The organism is Vibrio sp. Vb2880, assembly GCF_033337975.1.
GTDB lineage: Bacteria > Pseudomonadota > Gammaproteobacteria > Enterobacterales > Vibrionaceae > Vibrio > Vibrio alginolyticus.
The window spans coordinates 64,766-82,899 of sequence record NZ_JAWORT010000002.1 but is presented as its reverse complement, the minus strand read 5'-3'; the positions used below and the strand labels follow the sequence as shown (position 1 = coordinate 82,899).

The window sequence follows — 18,134 nt, the reverse complement described above, 5'->3', positions numbered from 1 at the left end:
AGTCATCCTCTCTGTCGAAGGCGTTGAATTAATTGAATGATAACCCATTTATATTAAAAAAATAGTCAAAATCGGGGTCTTGAGTATGAAGGCGTCACTTTTTACCTTTTTAGCCATAAAACGTTCTTATCTTGAGCACTGAATCTCACTTTACGCCCGAATACAATACTCCCGTTAGTGTTTCCAAACTCAAATTAAAACTCGCGATCTCCTAAGGCGTATATTAAATAGTTATGATTGAGTTGTATGTATATTGCTCATTGAATACCACTGTTAACTAAATTACTTTATTTTCCTTTTGTTTCTCATGTTTACATTTAGAAACACCTTGGGCGCTTTTCAGTGAAGTTTTCAGTGGCAGCAAGGAGTAAGGTTGATAGGAATTCAACAATATCCTGTTCTATAAAGACGGTAAATACATGCAAAAGAAACCACTTGTCGCACTAATGGCGGCTACAGCAATCCTCGCTGGATGCGGGGAAGCTAATAATGCCCAAACGAAAGGTCAAGCGCCTCTCGTAGTGACTCAGGATGTCACGGTTATCGACTACCAACCGAGCAAGTCTTATATCGGTCGCATTGAAGCAGTAGAAGATACCAATATTACCGCGCAGATTTCTGGCTACTTAAAAGCTCGTCACTTTGAAGAGGGGCAAATGGTAGAAAAAGGGCAGCTCCTTTACTCTATCGAGCCATCTTCTTTTGAAGCCCAAGTCGCGAGTGCTAAAGCCGCACTTGCACAAGCTAAAGCGGCGCTAAAAAAAGCCGAATTAGATCATACTCGAGGTAAAAACTTGTTGCCTCGCGGTAGTATCTCTCAATCTGAGTTTGATGCTTTAACTGCGGCACTTCTTGGTGCGAGAGCAGAGCTAGAAGCGGCAAATGCTCAACTTAAACTTGCTGAAGTTAACCTTTCCTATACTCAAATCCGAGCACCTTTTAGCGGACGTATTAGTGATACCAAAGTGAGTACGGGTGATCTGGTTTCTCCATCATCTGGCGTGCTGACAACTCTGGTGAGTTTAGATCCAGTTCATACCTCATTTAGTGTGAGTGAGCGTGAGCGTTTAGCTATGGGTATGGATCAAGTAAAAGGTGATGGCTCGGCTGAATCAAACCGCGTTGAAGTTCAGCTTGAACTGGAAAATGGACAGTTTTTTGAGCATCTTGGTAAGCTTGATTTCTTAGGTAATCGTATTGACACCAAAACGGGTACGATTGCTATGCGCGCGCTAGTGCCAAACCCAGAGCAGAAGTTACTTCCGGGTCAACACATCAAAGTGAACTTGAGAGATAAGAACACGAAAGACGTTATTGTTATCCCACGACGTGCCGTACAGACTGACTTAGAAGGTGACTTTGTGATGGTGATGGCTGAGGGAAGTGTGGCAGAGCGTCGTAACGTCGAGCTTGGCCCTCAGGTTGAACAAGGCATTATCATTCGAGAAGGGCTCGATCAGGAAGATACGGTTATTACACAAGGCCTACAACGTGTGCGTAATGGTGTAGAAGTGCGCCTTCAAGCACCTGCTGAAGATAAGCAGTAGGGGGCACTATGTTAAGTCGTTTCTTTATTCAGAGACCTAAATTCGCGCTGGTTATTTCGATCATATTAACGCTAGCCGGCGCGATCTCACTGGCGATTTTGCCAGTGGCTGAGTACCCACAGATAAGCCCGCCATCAGTAAGCGTTTCGGCTTACTACACTGGCGCGAGTGCGGAAGTTGTCGAGCAGGCCATTGCGGACCCCATAGAGACCTCAGTCAACGGCGTTGAGGATATGATATACATGTCTTCAAAGAGCGCGAACGATGGCTCTTACAGCCTAAACGTCACGTTCGATGTTGGCACCGATCCAGATATGGCGCAAGTTAACGTGCAAAACCGCGTGTCACAGATTGAGTCAAAACTTCCTCAAGAAGTTCGCATGGTTGGTGTGACGGTGAAAAAGCGTTCACCTGACTTGCTGATGGTACTTAACTTCTATTCACCTGATGGCAAATACGATGATCAGTTCTTGATTAACTACATTAACTTGAATGTAAAAGATCAGTTGGCTCGTGCGAAAGGTATCAGTGAAGTTAACGTGATTGGTGGTGGCGAATACGCAATGCGTGTTTGGTTAGATCCTGAAAAAATGGCCAACCTTAAGCTAACCACGTCAGACGTATACGCCGCTTTGGCTGAACAGAACGTTCAAGTTGCGGCAGGGCGTGTAGGTGCAGCACCATACAACAATCCGCAAGAAGTTCAGTTTAACCTTGTGACCAAAGGTCGCTTGGAAAGCGTGAGTGAGTTTGAGAACGTAGTCCTTCGAGCTAATCCCAATGGCTCTACGGTTTATCTGAAAGATGTTGCTCGCGTTGAACTAGGCAAAAAGTTCTACGATGGTAACGGTAAGTTCCGTGGCCAGGACGCGTCAATCGTTGCGTTGTCTCTTCAATCGGATGCGAATGCGTTAGAAAGTGGTCAGGCCGTCATGGAGCTCCTTGAGGGCTTGAGCAAAAACTTCCCAGAGGGAATGGAATACGAGACCAGCTACGATACAACCGTGTTCGTATCTGAATCGATCAAAGGGGTAGTAAAAACACTGATTGAAGCGATTCTATTGGTGATCGCTGTAACTTACTTGTTCTTGGGTAGTGCGCGTGCAACGTTGATTCCTGTTGTCGCGATCCCCGTTTCTCTGATTGGTACGTTTGCCATCATGCAGGCAACGGGCTTCACCATTAATACGGTTACTTTGTTTGGCTTGATCCTTGCGATTGGTATCGTGGTGGACGATGCGATTCTGGTTATCGAAAACGTCGATACTACCATGGCGAAAGACCCAACTATTTCACCGCGTAAAGCGACGTTGCTAGCGATGAAAGAAGTAACGGGACCAATCATCACGTCGACCTTGGTTCTACTTGCGGTATTCATACCCGTCGCCATGCTGCCAGGTATCACCGGTATCATGTATCGCCAGTTCGCTTTGACCATCTGTATTTCGGTTGTGATTTCATCCATCAATGCATTGACGCTGTCTCCAGCACTTTGTTCTCTGGTATTGAAGCAGGGTGGGGGCAATACCGCTAACTGGTTCCAGGCTTTCAACCGAGGCTTAGAGCGCATCACTACGCGTTATGGCCAGATCGCTGGTTTCTTGGTGAAGAAGTCTTTACTGCTCGTGACGTTCTTTATAGTTGCTATCGCAGCGGTCACTTTCTTTGCGAAAACCACCTCTACAGCGTTTGTTCCTCAAGAAGATAAAGGCATTTTGCTGGTTAACGTACAGCTACCAGATTCAGCCTCTTTATCACGTACTGAAGAAGTCACCAATGATTTAATGAAAATGATCGGTGAAGAACCTGGTGTGGATGGTGTGACGGTTGCGAACGGTTACTCGTTTATGACAGGCGCAGCAGCATCAAACGGTGCTTCTGTATTTATCAAATTGCATGATTGGGATACTCGTAACTCGCTGCAAGGAGAGCACTCTGCTAATGCTATCGCGGCACGTATTAACGGTCGAGCGGCGACAGAGCTACCTCAAGCGGTTGTTTTTGCGATGGGACCACCGGCGGTTCCTGGTATGGGCGCTGCGTCTGGTTTTGAGTTTGTGCTTGAAGACACGCTAGGGCGAAGTCGTACCGATTTGTCGATGGTCATGGGAGAAATGATCCAAGCGGCTAACCAAGCGCCTGAAATTGCCTACACGTTTAGCACGTTCCGCGCGAATGTTCCGCACTACTACGTTGATATCGATCGTGAGAAAGCGCAGCAATTAGGTATTTCGCTGTCGTCTATTTTCCAAACCTTGCAAGGCAACTTAGGTTCGCTTTATGTGAATGACTTCACCATGTTTGGTAAGAACTTCCGCGTAACCATGCAAGCTGATAGCCAGCACCGTAGCAGCATGGAAGATCTAGAGCGTTTCCATGTTCGTTCTTCGAACGGTGATATGGTTCCGTTAAGTACGCTAGTGAGCTACGAGCAAGTGTTTGAGCCTGATGTGGCGTGGCGTTACAACATGTACCGCAGTGCTATCATTCAAGGCCAACCAGCACCGGGTTACTCTAGTGGTGATGCGATTGCCGCAATGGAACGCGTTGCTGCTGAAGTTCTTCCACAAGGGTATACGTATGAATGGACAGGAATGGCTTATCAGGAAGTGCTTGCGGGCAACCAAGCCATTTATGCGTTTGCGCTGGCTTTGATATTCATTTACTTGTTTATGGTGGCTCAGTATGAGAGTTGGAGTATTCCACTGGCTATTATTTTGGTGGTCCCAGTAGCAACGTTAGGTTCCTTCCTTGCGTTGAATCTAACTGGCACGCCGCTTAACTTGTATGCCCAAATTGGTCTTGTCTTGCTCATAGCCTTGGCGGCGAAAAACGCAATTTTGATTGTGGAGTTCGCCAAGCAAGAGCGTGAAGAAAAAGATGCTGATATCGATAGTGCAGCGGTTAAAGGAGGCACTTTACGTTTCCGCGCTGTGAATATGACATCTTGGTCATTTATCCTGGGTATCTTCCCGCTTATCTTTGCCGCTGGCGCGGGGCACGTGAGTCAAAACTCACTCGGCGTGTCGCTGATTGGTGGTCTATTGTGTGTGCTTCTAGCAGGTACATTCTTGATCCCAGGCTTCTACGCTCTGGTGCAAAGACAGCGTGAGAAAGTTCATGGCGGCAACACCAAGCTGGTTCCTCTTGATGATGAATAATCACATCCGAAGTGCGCAGTAAGCACGAAGTGACAATTGAAAAAAAGCCCGAAGCAATGATTGCCTCGGGCTTTCTATTTTGAAAAGGGTTATTTTAGCGCAGTTTTGAATTGTGCAACGGCTTCATCCATATCATGAGCTTGAGCAGAGACAGAGTTCACTTCATGCAAGCATTCCTGAGCGGATTGCATGTTATTCTCAGATATTGCGTTTAGCTCGGTGATTGAACCGCTAACTTGGTTCATCACGATACCTTGTTCTTCAATTGCTGAAGCTATGCGCTCCGAATTACCTTGAATTGAATGCATGTCAGTGATGATCTGCTGTAGGCTAGAATCCAGTTTTTCAGAAGCATTAAGTGTTTGTTGCCCTTGATCGTTACATTGATCAATATCAGCAACAACTGTAGACATTTGAGTTTGAATATCTGCAACGACCCGCGTGATTTCCTCAGTGGATTGATGAGTTCGGCTAGCTAGGGCGCGTACTTCATCGGCGACAACTGCAAACCCGCGGCCTTGTTCGCCTGCTCGCGCGGCTTCAATTGCTGCGTTGAGAGCTAGTAGGTTGGTTTGCTCTGCAATCTCTTGGATGATGTTCACGGCACCACCAATTTTATCTACATGCTGATTCAGCGAGCCAATCGACTGCTGGCTGTTTGATAAAATCGTGGTTAGTTGACCGATGTTGGTTACCGTCGCCTCAACAACTCCTCGACCTTGTTCGGCATTATTCGCTGCCTGATGTACGCCTTCTACCGCAACTGATGTGCTTTCAGAGATTTCACCTATTGTGGCAACCATTTGCTGAACTGCCGTCGCCATTGATGCTGTGTGGTCAGTTTGCGTGTGGAATTGCTCCATAACGCCTTCTAACTCACGATGCATATTATCGGTACTTGCAGTGAGTTGCGCCGATTTTTCTTGGGTACTACTAATTAGATGCTCAAGCTTATCCAATAGGTCATTGAGGTGATGACTGATATCAAATAGCTCGTCTTGACCTTTCAAATCAGATCGAAGTCCCATGTTGTTCGTTTCGCTGATACTTCGAATGGTGCCAAGTAAGCTATTCACTCGCGTATTGATTGAACGTGAAATTTGCCAAATCAATGCGAAAATAACGACTAAGATCAGAGCTGTAATGACCTGCTTGATGGTCGACATTTGTTCATAACGTTGTGCGGCAGCAGAGCTAAGGGCTGTGGAAAAGGTTTCAAATTGCTCTTCTACGGCATGGGATAATGCGCGAGTTTCACCGAGTAGGCCTTTGTCATAAGCAACCCCAACAACCTGCTTTTGGGCCGCCAATTGCTTACCTGTTTTGATAAGCTCCGGAGCATATTGCCCCTCAAGCAAGTCACTATTGAATAGTCCTGCTTTTACCGCAGAGTCAAAACGGACTAATGCCAATAACTGCTGGTGGTCTGAACGTTGTTTTGCTTCTAATAGTGCTTGTTCGTAACCAGCGAGAAGCCCACTCTTTGAATCAAGCCCGTATCGTTGGTAAGCGCTGACCAGATTCTGAAAGCCCCTTTGGTATGCGAGCAAGTCTTGCTTAAATTGTTGACTGGAAGGTAATTCATTACTCTTGAGTATGTTCGCAAGCTCTTTTTCTGTGTCTATAAACTTGTCAACATTGGCGTCAAACTTATTTAGATATTTGTCATTACTACGTAGTAGGAAATCTTTTTCATTTCTGCGTAAGTTGAGTAAGCGTATTTCTAGATCACCAACGAGTTTGATGGCGTGATTAAGGTCATTGCTCTTATTTTCAAAATGGGATGACGTACCCAAAAGGGCCACGATGCCTAAAATGGCGATAACTCCGAGGAAGTAGAGTTTTTGCCTAATAGTCATATTGTTGTTTCCTGAATAAGTAACTAAAAAGAGAAATCCAATGAGATTTCCAAGGGCTAGCAAACGTTGTTCAACTAACATGTCGAGAAAACGACATGCACTAATACAGCACTTTTTTACGTTGCTGTTTTTTCGCTCCGTGCTTGTTTTTTGTATCAAGTCGTCGGCGTTGAGAAGCGCGGGTTGGTTTCGTTTTAATACGCTTCTTCTCCTGTAAAGCGGCAGCTTTTATCAATGCTTGAAGCCGATTTAGGGCGTCTTCCTTATTTTGTTCTTGTGTCCGAAATTGTTGCGCTTTGATGATGATCACGCCATCTTTACTTATACGACTATCAGAAAGTGCAAGTAATCGCTCTTTGTAAAAGTCAGGTAAGCTGGAATTCCGGATATCAAAGCGCAGGTGTATAGCGGACGCTACCTTGTTAACGTTCTGGCCACCATTTCCTTGAGCTCTAATTGGGGATAATTGAATTTCCCACTCTTGAATTGTGACGGAGTTCGAAATTTTGAGCATGATAAGTAAATGCCGGTAAGGACGATTGAAAGAGCTGATAAATTAACATTACAGATGCACAAATAGAAGAAAAGACATGAGCACGATTGATTTTAGACCCTATGAGGGATTCATATTTGATATGGATGGTACTCTAATCGATACCATGCCAGCCCACTTGGCAGCTTGGCAAGCAACTGCTGAGCGTTTTGATTTTCCGTTTTGCCAGGAATGGTTTCACAGTTTGGGAGGGATGCCGAGCTTTAAAATTGTTGAGGAACTAAATCGTGTGCATGAGCTTTCGTTAGATCCTAAAACTGTCGCGACATTTAAAATGGAAACATTCGCTGCTATGGAGCTTCATGGTGACGTTATTCCTTGCACGAACATCGTGTTAGAGGAATATTTAGGCCATAAGAAAATTGCAGTCGGGACTGGCAGCCAACGAGAAAGTGCCATGCGCTTATTAAGCCATGCAGGTTTATTAGACAAGTTGGATGTTGTAGTAACCGCGAGTGATGTAGAGAACCATAAACCCTTTCCAGATACCTTTTTGGTGGCCGCGAAACAACTCGACTTGGAGGTGTCACAGTGTCTTGTGTTCGAGGATACTGAGCTGGGGAAGCGAGCGGCGCATGCAGCTGGTATGGATTGCGTTATGGTGCAAGATAATGAGTTGATCTTTTTCCCAAAACCATAGTGGCAATATCCCTTAATATGAGATCAAAACGGGGTGCAAATGCACCCCATTAATTTTTACCACATCATCGATCATGAATCATAGATACTTATTCTGGCTGAACTAGCTCTTGGTATTCAAATGAAGGTACCACAACTTCTACGCGACGGTTTTTCTCACGACCTTCGCGAGTGCTGTTGTCAGCAACTGGGTTTTCTTCACCCATCCCTTTAACTGTCAAACGATCTGAACCAATGCCAGCTGCGGTTAGGTAATCAGCAACAGATTGAGCACGACGCTCAGACAGTTTTTGGTTGTATGCCGCAGGGCCTGAGCTATCCGTGTAACCAGTAATCTCTACTTGAGCTTGAGGATATTCGTTCAAGAATGAAACAAAGTTGTCCAGACGTTCAGAAACGGAATCTGTTAACTTAGCACTATCGAATTCAAACGTACCTGTACCGTACTCTTCTTTGTGCACCTTGCTCATCATCACTGGTTCTGGATCTGGCTCGATCACTTCTTCCGTTACAACTGCTGCAACAACTGGAGCTGCTGCGAATTTGTAGTTAACACCGATACCAAAGAAGTTAGCATCCATGTCGTCCCACACGTCGTCAGACATGTCTTGGTAGCGTTGGTATTCAGCGCGAACACTCCAGTTTCTATCGATCGAGTATTCAGCACCCAAAGAACCTGTTGGGACAAAGTCTGTTTCGTCATCAGACATCATGTAAGCACCACCGATCTTAGCAAATAGATTCCAAGAGTCGTTTAAGTGCCAGTTGAATTTAGGTGCAAGTGTTAAAGCCGTTAGATTGCCGTCAATCGTATTAATCGTATTAGCCCCTGACCTAGAGTTTCCTTCATAGTCGCCTAAGAAGTCTACGCCGTACTCTAGCCCGATGATATCGGTAAAGTCATAACCGATATGTAGTCCTGCACCGAACGCTTCATCATCACAAGGGCTATTTAGATAGCAAGCGTCGTCAAGTGTAGTCATGCCCACTTTGCCCCCGATGTACATTTCAGCTTGAGCAGAGTTTAAAAGCGCGCTACTACCAGCTACCACTGCTGCTACTGCAATTGCTACTTTGTTCATAATGTTTCCTTGTATTGATTGCATATTAACTTCTACTTCGTTTTATCAAAAAATTAGAAAAAACCAGCGTTTATAAGAAATTAGTTTAATATTCTAATCATTTCATATCAAGCAACAATATATTTGAACTTGATCAACATTTACTACCCAAAAATACCTCACAAACTTCTGATATTTCTTACATTGTAGTAAAGATTTTTTGGTGCATAAGAAAATTGATGATTATTTTGAACTTTTTTTCGTAAACTTTACTTTACATTGTGCGCGGTGGTTAACAGGTGGTTTTTATTTGCATTTATTTGCAAAAACTGATTGCAAGTCTACGCCTAAGCCGATAAGTTACTTAAACGCTAGACAGAAAATGACCACAGCCCTTGATGCTGCTCGCTTTGTGAACAATGTTGCAATGAGTTCAGTTGGTAAAAATGGGGTCGGAAATAAAACCAGGAAGTAGAAGTAATGTTTCAAACTGATGATGTAAGAATAAATAGAGTAAAAGAGTTATTGCCACCTGTTGCAGTATTAGAGAAGTTCCCAGCGACTGAAACCGCTTCTTCGACCACTTTTGATTGCCGTAACGCCATTCACAATATTCTTGAAGGAAAAGACGATCGATTACTCGTGATCGTTGGCCCGTGTTCTATTCACGATCCGGCTGCCGCGGTTGAGTACGGTAAAAAGCTAAAAGTATTACGTGATGAACTGGGCGAGCAGCTTGAGGTTGTTATGCGAGTTTATTTTGAAAAGCCGCGTACGACCGTTGGTTGGAAAGGCCTTATCAATGACCCTTACTTAAATGACACCTATAAGCTAAATGATGGTCTACGTATCGGACGTAAACTTCTTCTTGATCTAACCGATATGGGCTTGCCGACGGCAAGTGAATTCTTAGATATGATTACACCTCAGTACGTGGCGGATTTGATCAGTTGGGGAGCTATCGGTGCTCGTACGACAGAATCTCAGGTTCACCGCGAGCTTGCTTCTGGTCTTTCTTGTCCTGTAGGTTTCAAAAACGGTACAGATGGGAATATTAAAATAGCGAGCGACGCGATTCGTTCTGCAAGCGCTTCCCATCACTTCCTTTCAGTAACAAAATACGGTCATTCCGCGATCGTAGAAACCGCTGGTAATCCAGACTGCCATATTATTCTACGTGGCGGTAAAGAACCAAACTACAGTGCAGCACATGTAGCTCAAATTAAAGATGAGCTGGACACCGCAGGTCTGCCGAAAAAAGTGATGATTGATTTTAGCCATGCTAACAGCTCGAAGCAGTTCAAGCGTCAAATGCTGGTGTCTGATGATGTATCCGAGCAAATCTCTGCTGGCGAAGAAGCCATTTTTGGTGTGATGATCGAGTCTCATTTAGTTGAAGGTCGCCAAGACTTAGTGGATGGCAAAGCAGCCACTTATGGTCAGTCGATTACTGATGCATGTATTGGTTGGGAAGATACGGAAACGGTACTTCGTCAGCTTTCTGATGCAGTAAAAGCGCGCCGCAACAAGTAAGCTCAACAGAAAAACTTTTTAAAAGCGAAAAGTGAATAGTGAAGAGCCAGAGGTACTATGCCTCTGGCTCTTTTTGTTGAGAATTACTCTCATATCTTTCTATTGTTTCTGCTTTCCTATATGTTATCTGTATACGCTGTAACCAAAAGGAATTTGGAATTGAATCGTAATGTATGGCTTCTATCCCTCTGCCAAGCCTTATTAATGACAGGGAATATTTTACTCATATCTGTTATTGCCCTTATTGGCAAAACACTTGCGCCGTCATCAAGTTTTATCACATTACCAGTTGCACTGCAGTTTTTGGGACTGATGGCCGCGACAATTCCTGCGTCGCTAATTATGGGCAAGTTAGGGCGTCGCCTTGGTTTTAGCCTTGGTAATGTCATTGGCATTTTGGGTGCTAGTCTAGCGACGTATGCATTAAGTCAACAAAACTTCTATCTGTTCTGCATGTCTACGTTTTTGCTTGGTGTTGGTATAGGTTTCGGTACTCTATACAGGTTTGCTGCCATTGAAGTGTGTGAAGAGTCGGCAAGGCATAGGGCGATTTCGATATCTATGGCGGGTGGGGTGTTAGCGGCGATCCTTGGGCCTAATCTGGCCGTGTACTCGCAGCAGTGGTCAGATGATGGCTTATACATTAGTGCATTTGCTGTGCTTGTCGTGCTTTATATAACCGCGTTGGTTGTGCTACAAACCATTCGTTTTCCACCTGCACACACGCAGGCGCTACACGCTAAGGCGGATAAGCTGAGACTGATTATTCGTCGACCTAATTTCATGCTGGCAGTTATCGCGGCAATGGTTGCGTACGCGGTGATGAACATTTTAATGACAGCAACTCCTTTAGCGATGATTGGTTGTGGCTTTGATTTTGATAAAGCGGCGGGAGTGATCGAATGGCACGTGTTGGGTATGTTTGCACCTGCGTTTGTCACGGGCCGTCTGATAGAGCGGTTTGGCGCTAAGAATATGATTTTGGCGGGTGGATTGCTATTTGTTGCTTGTATTGGAATTAATATACATGGAGTGTCTATCTGGCATTTTAGTCTTGCTTTAATCCTGTTAGGAATAGGGTGGAACTTTATGTTTATCGCAGCAACCGGGCTGTTTAGTCAAAGTTATGAAGCGAAAAACAGAAGCAAGGCTCAAGCGTTTAATGAATTCTTCGTGTTCAGTTGTGTCACCATCACCGCATTACTATCTGGTTGGCTTGAGTCTACCGTAGGTTGGCAGAATCTTAATTTGTATGTTCTTCCATTTGTGTTACTCGTTATCGCGATGTTTGCGTTAAAAACGAATAAAAAGCCAGAATCACAAACCGCTTAATTGAGGCTTAATATATAACCCGGCCGATCGTGTCGGGTTTGTTTATTAGCTCAAATCAACAATCTCTTCTTTATGTTTTTATCGATAATGTGAATTCCCACAATAAAAATGTCGATTTGATAAGACTTTTTATCTAACTTTTTGTAATAAAAATAAAAATCCTGTATATATCTTGCCGAAAATCAATAAAAACTAAAGAAGTTTCGTCTATGTCAGCCAATATTTCTCATAAAGCTCAAGAAACTCTCGTGAGGGAGTCTGAGGAACTCGTCTCAACAACGAACTTACAAGGCGTTATTACATATTGTAATGAAGCCTTTTGCCGCGTTGCTGAATACACTCACGAAGAACTTGTCGGTCAGAACCATAATATAGTTCGTCATAATGATATGCCTAAAGCCGCTTTCGGTGACATGTGGGCACGCCTTAAACAAGGTAAAGCCTGGCGTGGAATGGTTAAGAATGCCACTAAGTCTGGCGGTTACTATTGGGTTGATGCTTATGTCACCCCTATCTACGAAGACAACCATGTTGTTGGGTATCAATCAGTGCGCGTGAAACCAAAGCGAGAGTGGGTTGATATTGCGACAAAAGCCTACAAAAGCATGCGTGCTGCAGAGAAGTCTGGTCGAACTTGGTCGTTGAAAATCAATGAAACCATTCGCTATGCGATTCTACTTGGTGCACTAACCGCACCTGCAACCGCATATGCGTTGTCTGTTGAAGGGCCGTTGGCTTGGCTTGCAAGTGCGTTACCTGCAAGTGTTCTAGCTCTGTTATTCCGCCAAGAGTTAATTGATACACCTCAGCAACTTAAAAAGTTACAAAAGCAATATGACAGCGTAAGTCGCTTGATCTATTCCGGTAACACGGCATTTTCGATTGCCGATTTCCATATCAAAATGCTATCCGCAAGAATTCGAACCGTGTTAGGAAGAATGACTGACTCCGCATTGCCTTTGCAGCATTGCGCCGAAGAGCTCAGTCAAACAACGGCAGAAGTCTCGGCTGCATTAAATCAGCAAAATACCGATATTCATCGTGTGCGAGATGCTACCCAAGAGGTGGAGTCGTCGGCAAATTCGGTTTCTTCGAGTACCAATGATGCCCATATGTTGATTGATGATACATTGAAGTCATGCTTGATGGCGAAGGAGACCATTGATCAAACGCACACCAATCTAGCGCAATTAAGCCTTCAAGCTGAAAAAGCGACGGAAACGACGTATCAACTGAGTGATCAGGCGCAGAAGGTGAACCATTTGATGGAAGAGATTGGTGGGATCGCAGAGCAAACCAATTTACTGGCACTTAACGCGGCGATTGAAGCAGCGAGGGCAGGGGAGCAAGGTCGTGGTTTTGCTGTTGTAGCTGATGAGGTCCGCGCGCTTTCTGGGCGTACATCCAATGCAACTGAACAAATCCAAGCTTCTATCTCCACTATGTTGGCAACGATTCAAAGTTGGCAGAAAGATATTCTGGCAAACAAAGAGCAAACCGATGCCTGTTCTCAAGTAGCAGAACAAAGCGCGTTGCGTTTGTCTGAAGTTGAACAGATGATGCAAACCATGAGTGGGCTGATGGTTGATGTAGCAGAAGCGGCGAATAACCAGTTAAAGCTATCTAGTGATGTAAACCAGCACATTCATTCTATCGCTTCGACCGCAGAACAAAACTTGGCAGCAACACATTCAGTTGAACAAAACAGCCGACAGTTGAAAGACCAAGTACAAGATTTCTATCAGCTCGCACTTCGATTTGAAGACAAATAGTCGTAACGAAAGTTGTGATGTTTATGTCCTGGCTGCGTTTATGCGAATAGGAGCCAGATAAAAGAAAGCCCCGCCATTGCTGGTGGGGCTTTTCAGTTTTCACATTCGCAATAGAGAAAACTGACTATCTTTTTACTGCAATTACGCGAGTAGCTCTTTTGCTGTGTTCACTACGTTTTCAGTCGTGAAACCAAACATTTTGAATAGTTCGCCAGCTGGTGCAGATTCACCGAATGAAGTCATACCGATGATGCGACCGTCGAAGCCTACGTACTTGTACCAGAAGTCAGCAATACCTGCTTCAATTGCGATACGTGCTGTTACGTCTGATGGCAGTACAGCTTCACGGTAAGCGGCGTCTTGTTTGTCGAATGCGTCTGTTGATGGCATTGAAACAACGCGTACTTTCTTACCTTCAGCAGTTAGCTGTGCTGCTGCTTCTACTGCTAGTTCAACTTCAGAACCTGTTGCGATAAGGATTAGCTCTGGCTTGCCTTCGCAATCTTTCAGAATGTAAGCACCTTTCGCGATGTCTGCTACTTGTTCTGCTGTGCGCTCTTGTTGCGCAAGGTTTTGACGAGAGAAGATAAGTGCTGTCGGTGCATCTTTACGTTCAATCGCTAGTTTCCAAGCTACAGCGGACTCAACTTGGTCACATGGACGCCATGTGCTCATGTTTGGTGTTAGGCGTAGCGATGCCATTTGCTCAACTGGTTGGTGAGTTGGACCATCTTCGCCAAGACCGATAGAGTCATGCGTGTACACTTGGATGTTCTGAATTTTCATCAGCGCAGCCATACGCATTGCGTTACGTGCGTACTCCATGAACATTAGGAATGTTGCGCCGTAAGGAACGAAACCACCGTGTAGCGCGATACCGTTCATGATCGCTGTCATACCGAATTCACGCACGCCGTAGTGGATGTAGTTACCAGAGAAGTCGCTTGCTTCTAGAGACTTAGAACCAGACCACATTGTTAGGTTAGAAGGTGCTAGGTCAGCAGAGCCACCCATGAACTCTGGTAGTAGAGCACCAAATGCTTCTAGAGCATTTTGAGACGCTTTACGTGATGCAATGTTTGCTGGGTTAGCTTGAAGATCAGCAATGATTTGGCTTGCTTTCTCTTCCCACTGTGCAGGAAGCTCACCGTTTACGCGGCGTTTAAATTCAGCTGCCAGCTCAGGGTACGCTGCTTCATAAGCTGCAAATTTCTCGTTCCACGCTGCTTCCTTAGCTGCGCCTGTTTCTTTCGCTGACCATTCTGCGTAGACTTCTTGCGGAATTTCAAAAGGACCGTGCTCCCAACCTAGTTCTTTGCGTGTTGCTGCGATTTCTTCTGCACCTAGTGGCGCACCGTGACAATCGTGTGAACCAGATTTGTTTGGTGAACCAAAACCGATGATAGTCTTAGTACAGATAAGTGTAGGACGTGGATCCGCTTTCGCTGCTTCAATTGCTGCGTTGATTGCGTCAGCATCGTGACCATCGACTGCAGGGATTACGTGCCAACCGTAAGCTTCGAAACGCTTAGGTGTGTCGTCAGAGAACCAACCTTCAACGTGACCGTCGATAGAGATGCCGTTGTCATCCCAGAATGCAATCAGCTTGCCTAGACCTAGAGTACCTGCAAGAGAACATGCCTCGTGCGAAATACCTTCCATCAGACAGCCGTCGCCCATGAACACGTAAGTGAAGTGGTCAACGATGTCGTGGCCTTCTTTGTTGAATTGCGCTGCTAGCGCTTTTTCAGCTAGAGCCATACCAACCGCGTTAGTGATGCCTTGACCTAGCGGACCCGTTGTGGTCTCGATACCTGGCGCGTAACCGTACTCTGGGTGACCAGGAGTTTTAGAGTGAAGCTGACGGAAGTTTTTCAGATCGTCGATAGACAACTCGTAACCTGCAAGGTGCAGTAGAGAGTAAATCAGCATTGAGCCGTGGCCGTTAGACAGTACGAAACGGTCGCGGTCTGCCCACTCAGGGTTTGATGGGTTGTGGTTTAGATGAGAGCGCCAAAGAACTTCAGCGATGTCAGCCATACCCATAGGTGCACCTGGGTGACCAGAGTTAGCTTGTTGAACACCATCCATGCTTAGCGCACGGATTGCATTTGCTAGATGTTTACGATCCATAGTGATTACTTCTCGATATTTGATTTAAATAGAGGGAACTCGCCGAAACAAGTTCAAATAGAATTTTTTGAAAATAGTGCTGATGGTAAAAGCGAGTAGACGGGCTACTCGCTTTTGGTAAGCAATTAAAGCTTAGCTTCGATCATCGCTTCTAGTTTGCCTTGGTCAACGGCGAAGTTGCGGATACCTTCAGCCAGCTTCTCAACAGCCATTGGGTCTTGGTTATGTTCCCATAGGAATTCAGCGTGAGTCATTGGTGCTGGACGCTCAGCTGCGCCTTTAGAATCAACTAGTTTCTCAACTACTTCACCTTCAGCTGCTTCTAGTTCTGCAAGTAGAGCAGGAGCGATAGTTAGACGGTCACAACCAGCTAGTTCTAAGATCTCACCGATATTACGGAAGCTTGCGCCCATAACTACAGTTTTGTAGCCGTATTCTTTGTAGTAGTTGTAGATCTTAGTTACAGATAGTACGCCTGGATCTTCTTGAGCTTCGAAGTCACGGCCTTCTTTCGCTTTGTACCAGTCCATGATACGACCAACGAATGGCGAGATTAGGAATACACCCGCTTCTGCACAAGCACGTGCTTGAGCGAACGAGAATAGAAGCGTTAGGTTACAGTTGATGCCTTCTTTTTCTAGGATCTCAGCTGCGCGAATGCCTTCCCAAGTTGAAGCCAGTTTGATAAGGATACGGTCGTTAGTGATGCCAGCATCGTTGTACATTTTCACTAGTTGACGAGCTTTCGCTACGCTGCCTTCCATATCGTAAGATAGACGAGCGTCTACTTCTGTAGAGATACGACCTGGGATAGTTTTTAGGATTTCTTTACCGATGTTTACTGCAAGCATGTCACAAGTATCTTGAACTTGTTGAGCTTTGTCGTTGCTCTGTGCTTTAGCGTATTCGATTGAAGCATCGATTAGAGGTGCGTACTCTGCGATTTGAGCGGCTTTAAGGATAAGAGAAGGGTTAGTTGTTGCGTCTTCTGGCTGATACTTTTTAATTGCATCAATCTCGCCAGTGTCTGCTACTACAGTCGTTAGTTTACGAAGTTGCTCTAACTTGTTGCTCATAATCGATCATCCTATTTAAATGGGCTTAAGCGTGATTTTTGTTATCACAGCTTGTGCATTTGCAAGCGAGTTAGCTAACCGTCTCATCGCATTTAATGAGACATCTGCTCAGCCAACTACGGAAAATTTCGTTACCGAACAAATGCTATGAACATTTGATCGATAGCTGAGTAAATGATGTGTCCATATTTATCCTATCTATGCTGAAAGTCAATCGCTGAAATGGACTTATAGTGAACTTCATCAACGTTTTTTTACTGTGTGTTTAGTGGTTAACCCAAATAAACGTTTGCCCTTATTGTTCAAAGCTTGAGCGTTGTCCAAGAGGGTAAAAAATTGTAGTGAGAAAATGTTATTGCGATGAGCAAATGTAGCGTTTAAATTGATAAAGAACATATGCTAAGTCAATGAGCATATGTTCACTTATTGCATACAATATCGATCCTCTTAAAGGGCGAGAGAAACCATGAGCAGTTCTAATCAAGATATTTCCATTGAAAACACGGATTTGTTGACAGAGATTTCCGTCGCGTATTATCAAGACGGTGCGACTCAGGAAGAGATATCGAGAAAATTTGCCATATCACGCGCAAAGGTTGGGCGAATGCTCAAGCAGGCGCGTGATGAAGGCATTGTTGAAATTACCGTTAAATACCATCCGGTGTTCAGCGCCAAGATCGAACAACGTTTGATCGAGCGATTCGGCGTTAAGCGCGCGCTTGTTGCTCTTGATCAACCGAATGAAGAAGCGCAACGACTACAGGTAGCGGGATTGGTGTCCAATTATCTCACTAGCACGCTCAAAAACGGCATGGTGGTGACGGTCGGACAAGGGCGCAACGTGTCGTCTGTCGCTCACCATATTGGTGTTATTACGCCGCGTGATTGTAAATTTGTGTGTGGCATTGGTGGTATTCATCCGCGTGGCGGTATGTATAACGCCGACCATATTTGTCGTCAGTTGGCGAAGAAATATGGGGGGACCTCTGAAACCCTTTATGCGCCGGCTTACGCAGAAAACAGAGAACAGAAGTTGGCCTTTATGCAAAATGCAACCGTGAAACAAACGCTCGACCTAGCACGTAAAGCCGATGTCGCTTTGGTTGGTATTGGTGACATGAGCGAAAACAGTTACATGGTCGACTTAGGTTGGTTTACGCCTGATGAAGTGGTTCAGTCGAGACTTCAACAAGGTGTGGTAGGGGATTTTGCAGGTTATGACTTCTTTGATATTCACGGTAATGTAGCGAACACGGTAATGAGTGACCGAGTAATTGGACTTGGTATTGAAGAGTTTCGGCCGATCTCGGAAGTCATTGCGATCGCAGCAGAGAACAGCAAGCCGCTCGCTCTACTCGGAGCATTAAGAACTGGAGCGATAGACGTGATCGCCACGAGCGTTAGCAACGCATTAACCGTGCTCAACTTAGATGAGCAAATGCACGGCAACGCGACATCTGAACGCTAA

Annotated in this window: 12 protein-coding genes; 7 read left to right on the top strand and 5 right to left on the bottom strand. The window is 45.0% G+C overall.

Features of this window, described 5'->3' with window-relative positions:
• Nucleotides 1–419 precede the first annotated feature (419 nt).
• The gene (vmeY, locus tag R7M92_RS02240; protein WP_017635193.1) at nucleotides 420–1,547 is read left to right on the top strand and encodes a multidrug efflux RND transporter periplasmic adaptor subunit VmeY; all 1,128 of its coding nucleotides are present in this window, start codon (nucleotides 420–422) and stop codon (nucleotides 1,545–1,547) included.
• Nucleotides 1,548–1,555: 8 nt separating this feature from the next.
• Nucleotides 1,556–4,708 (top strand): multidrug efflux RND transporter permease subunit VmeZ, encoded by a 3,153-nt coding sequence (gene vmeZ / locus R7M92_RS02235; RefSeq protein WP_017635194.1) that lies wholly within the window; start codon nucleotides 1,556–1,558, stop codon nucleotides 4,706–4,708.
• 89 nt (nucleotides 4,709–4,797) lie between these two features.
• Here the strand turns inward: vmeZ and R7M92_RS02230 are convergent, their stop codons facing one another.
• Nucleotides 4,798–6,567, bottom strand: coding sequence for a methyl-accepting chemotaxis protein (locus tag R7M92_RS02230; RefSeq protein WP_149192119.1), 1,770 nt, complete (start codon nucleotides 6,565–6,567; stop codon nucleotides 4,798–4,800).
• A gap of 100 nt (nucleotides 6,568–6,667) precedes the next feature.
• Entirely contained in the window at nucleotides 6,668–7,081 is a 414-nt protein-coding gene (gene arfB / locus R7M92_RS02225; RefSeq protein WP_005389036.1) for an alternative ribosome rescue aminoacyl-tRNA hydrolase ArfB, read from the bottom strand.
• Between the two features lie 76 nt (nucleotides 7,082–7,157).
• Between arfB and R7M92_RS02220 the strand changes: the two genes are divergently transcribed.
• Nucleotides 7,158–7,760 carry a beta-phosphoglucomutase family hydrolase gene (locus tag R7M92_RS02220; protein ID WP_005389034.1) on the top strand — a complete coding sequence of 201 codons (603 nt, stop codon included), beginning with the start codon at nucleotides 7,158–7,160 and terminating at the stop codon, nucleotides 7,758–7,760.
• 88 nt (nucleotides 7,761–7,848) lie between these two features.
• Here the strand turns inward: R7M92_RS02220 and R7M92_RS02215 are convergent, their stop codons facing one another.
• Nucleotides 7,849–8,841, bottom strand: coding sequence for an OmpA family protein (locus tag R7M92_RS02215; protein ID WP_042522668.1), 993 nt, complete (start codon nucleotides 8,839–8,841; stop codon nucleotides 7,849–7,851).
• A gap of 459 nt (nucleotides 8,842–9,300) precedes the next feature.
• Between R7M92_RS02215 and aroG the strand changes: the two genes are divergently transcribed.
• The 3 genes from aroG to R7M92_RS02200 all read left to right on the top strand — a co-directional run bounded on the left by aroG (nucleotide 9,301) and on the right by R7M92_RS02200 (nucleotide 13,457).
• The gene (gene aroG, locus R7M92_RS02210; protein WP_017635200.1) at nucleotides 9,301–10,353 is read left to right on the top strand and encodes a 3-deoxy-7-phosphoheptulonate synthase AroG; all 1,053 of its coding nucleotides are present in this window, start codon (nucleotides 9,301–9,303) and stop codon (nucleotides 10,351–10,353) included.
• 159 nt (nucleotides 10,354–10,512) lie between these two features.
• The gene (locus tag R7M92_RS02205; protein WP_021035943.1) at nucleotides 10,513–11,685 is read left to right on the top strand and encodes an MFS transporter; all 1,173 of its coding nucleotides are present in this window, start codon (nucleotides 10,513–10,515) and stop codon (nucleotides 11,683–11,685) included.
• Between the two features lie 209 nt (nucleotides 11,686–11,894).
• Complete coding sequence (locus R7M92_RS02200; protein ID WP_005389027.1) at nucleotides 11,895–13,457, top strand: methyl-accepting chemotaxis protein; 1,563 nt, start codon at nucleotides 11,895–11,897, stop codon at nucleotides 13,455–13,457.
• Between the two features lie 141 nt (nucleotides 13,458–13,598).
• On the opposite strand, the gene tkt is transcribed toward R7M92_RS02200, so the two are convergent.
• Both tkt and tal read right to left on the bottom strand, forming a co-directional pair.
• Nucleotides 13,599–15,590, bottom strand: a complete 1,992-nt coding sequence (tkt, locus tag R7M92_RS02195) for a transketolase (RefSeq protein ID WP_042522667.1) — start codon at nucleotides 15,588–15,590, stop codon at nucleotides 13,599–13,601.
• Between the two features lie 125 nt (nucleotides 15,591–15,715).
• The gene (gene tal / locus R7M92_RS02190; RefSeq protein ID WP_005373488.1) at nucleotides 15,716–16,666 is read right to left on the bottom strand and encodes a transaldolase; all 951 of its coding nucleotides are present in this window, start codon (nucleotides 16,664–16,666) and stop codon (nucleotides 15,716–15,718) included.
• Between the two features lie 466 nt (nucleotides 16,667–17,132).
• Between tal and R7M92_RS02185 the strand changes: the two genes are divergently transcribed.
• On the top strand, nucleotides 17,133–18,134 hold the full coding sequence (locus tag R7M92_RS02185) for a sugar-binding transcriptional regulator (RefSeq protein WP_318132594.1): 1,002 nt from the start codon (nucleotides 17,133–17,135) through the stop codon (nucleotides 18,132–18,134).

Coding starts and splice junctions, on each gene's coding strand:
- vmeY (WP_017635193.1), top strand. CDS start 420: ATGCAAAAGAAACCACTTGTCGCACTAATGGCGGCTACAGCAATCCTC.
- vmeZ (WP_017635194.1), top strand. CDS start 1,556: ATGTTAAGTCGTTTCTTTATTCAGAGACCTAAATTCGCGCTGGTTATT.
- R7M92_RS02230 (WP_149192119.1), bottom strand. CDS start 6,567: ATGACTATTAGGCAAAAACTCTACTTCCTCGGAGTTATCGCCATTTTA.
- arfB (WP_005389036.1), bottom strand. CDS start 7,081: ATGCTCAAAATTTCGAACTCCGTCACAATTCAAGAGTGGGAAATTCAA.
- R7M92_RS02220 (WP_005389034.1), top strand. CDS start 7,158: ATGAGCACGATTGATTTTAGACCCTATGAGGGATTCATATTTGATATG.
- R7M92_RS02215 (WP_042522668.1), bottom strand. CDS start 8,841: ATGAACAAAGTAGCAATTGCAGTAGCAGCAGTGGTAGCTGGTAGTAGC.
- aroG (WP_017635200.1), top strand. CDS start 9,301: ATGTTTCAAACTGATGATGTAAGAATAAATAGAGTAAAAGAGTTATTG.
- R7M92_RS02200 (WP_005389027.1), top strand. CDS start 11,895: ATGTCAGCCAATATTTCTCATAAAGCTCAAGAAACTCTCGTGAGGGAG.
- tkt (WP_042522667.1), bottom strand. CDS start 15,590: ATGGATCGTAAACATCTAGCAAATGCAATCCGTGCGCTAAGCATGGAT.
- tal (WP_005373488.1), bottom strand. CDS start 16,666: ATGAGCAACAAGTTAGAGCAACTTCGTAAACTAACGACTGTAGTAGCA.
- R7M92_RS02185 (WP_318132594.1), top strand. CDS start 17,133: ATGAGCAGTTCTAATCAAGATATTTCCATTGAAAACACGGATTTGTTG.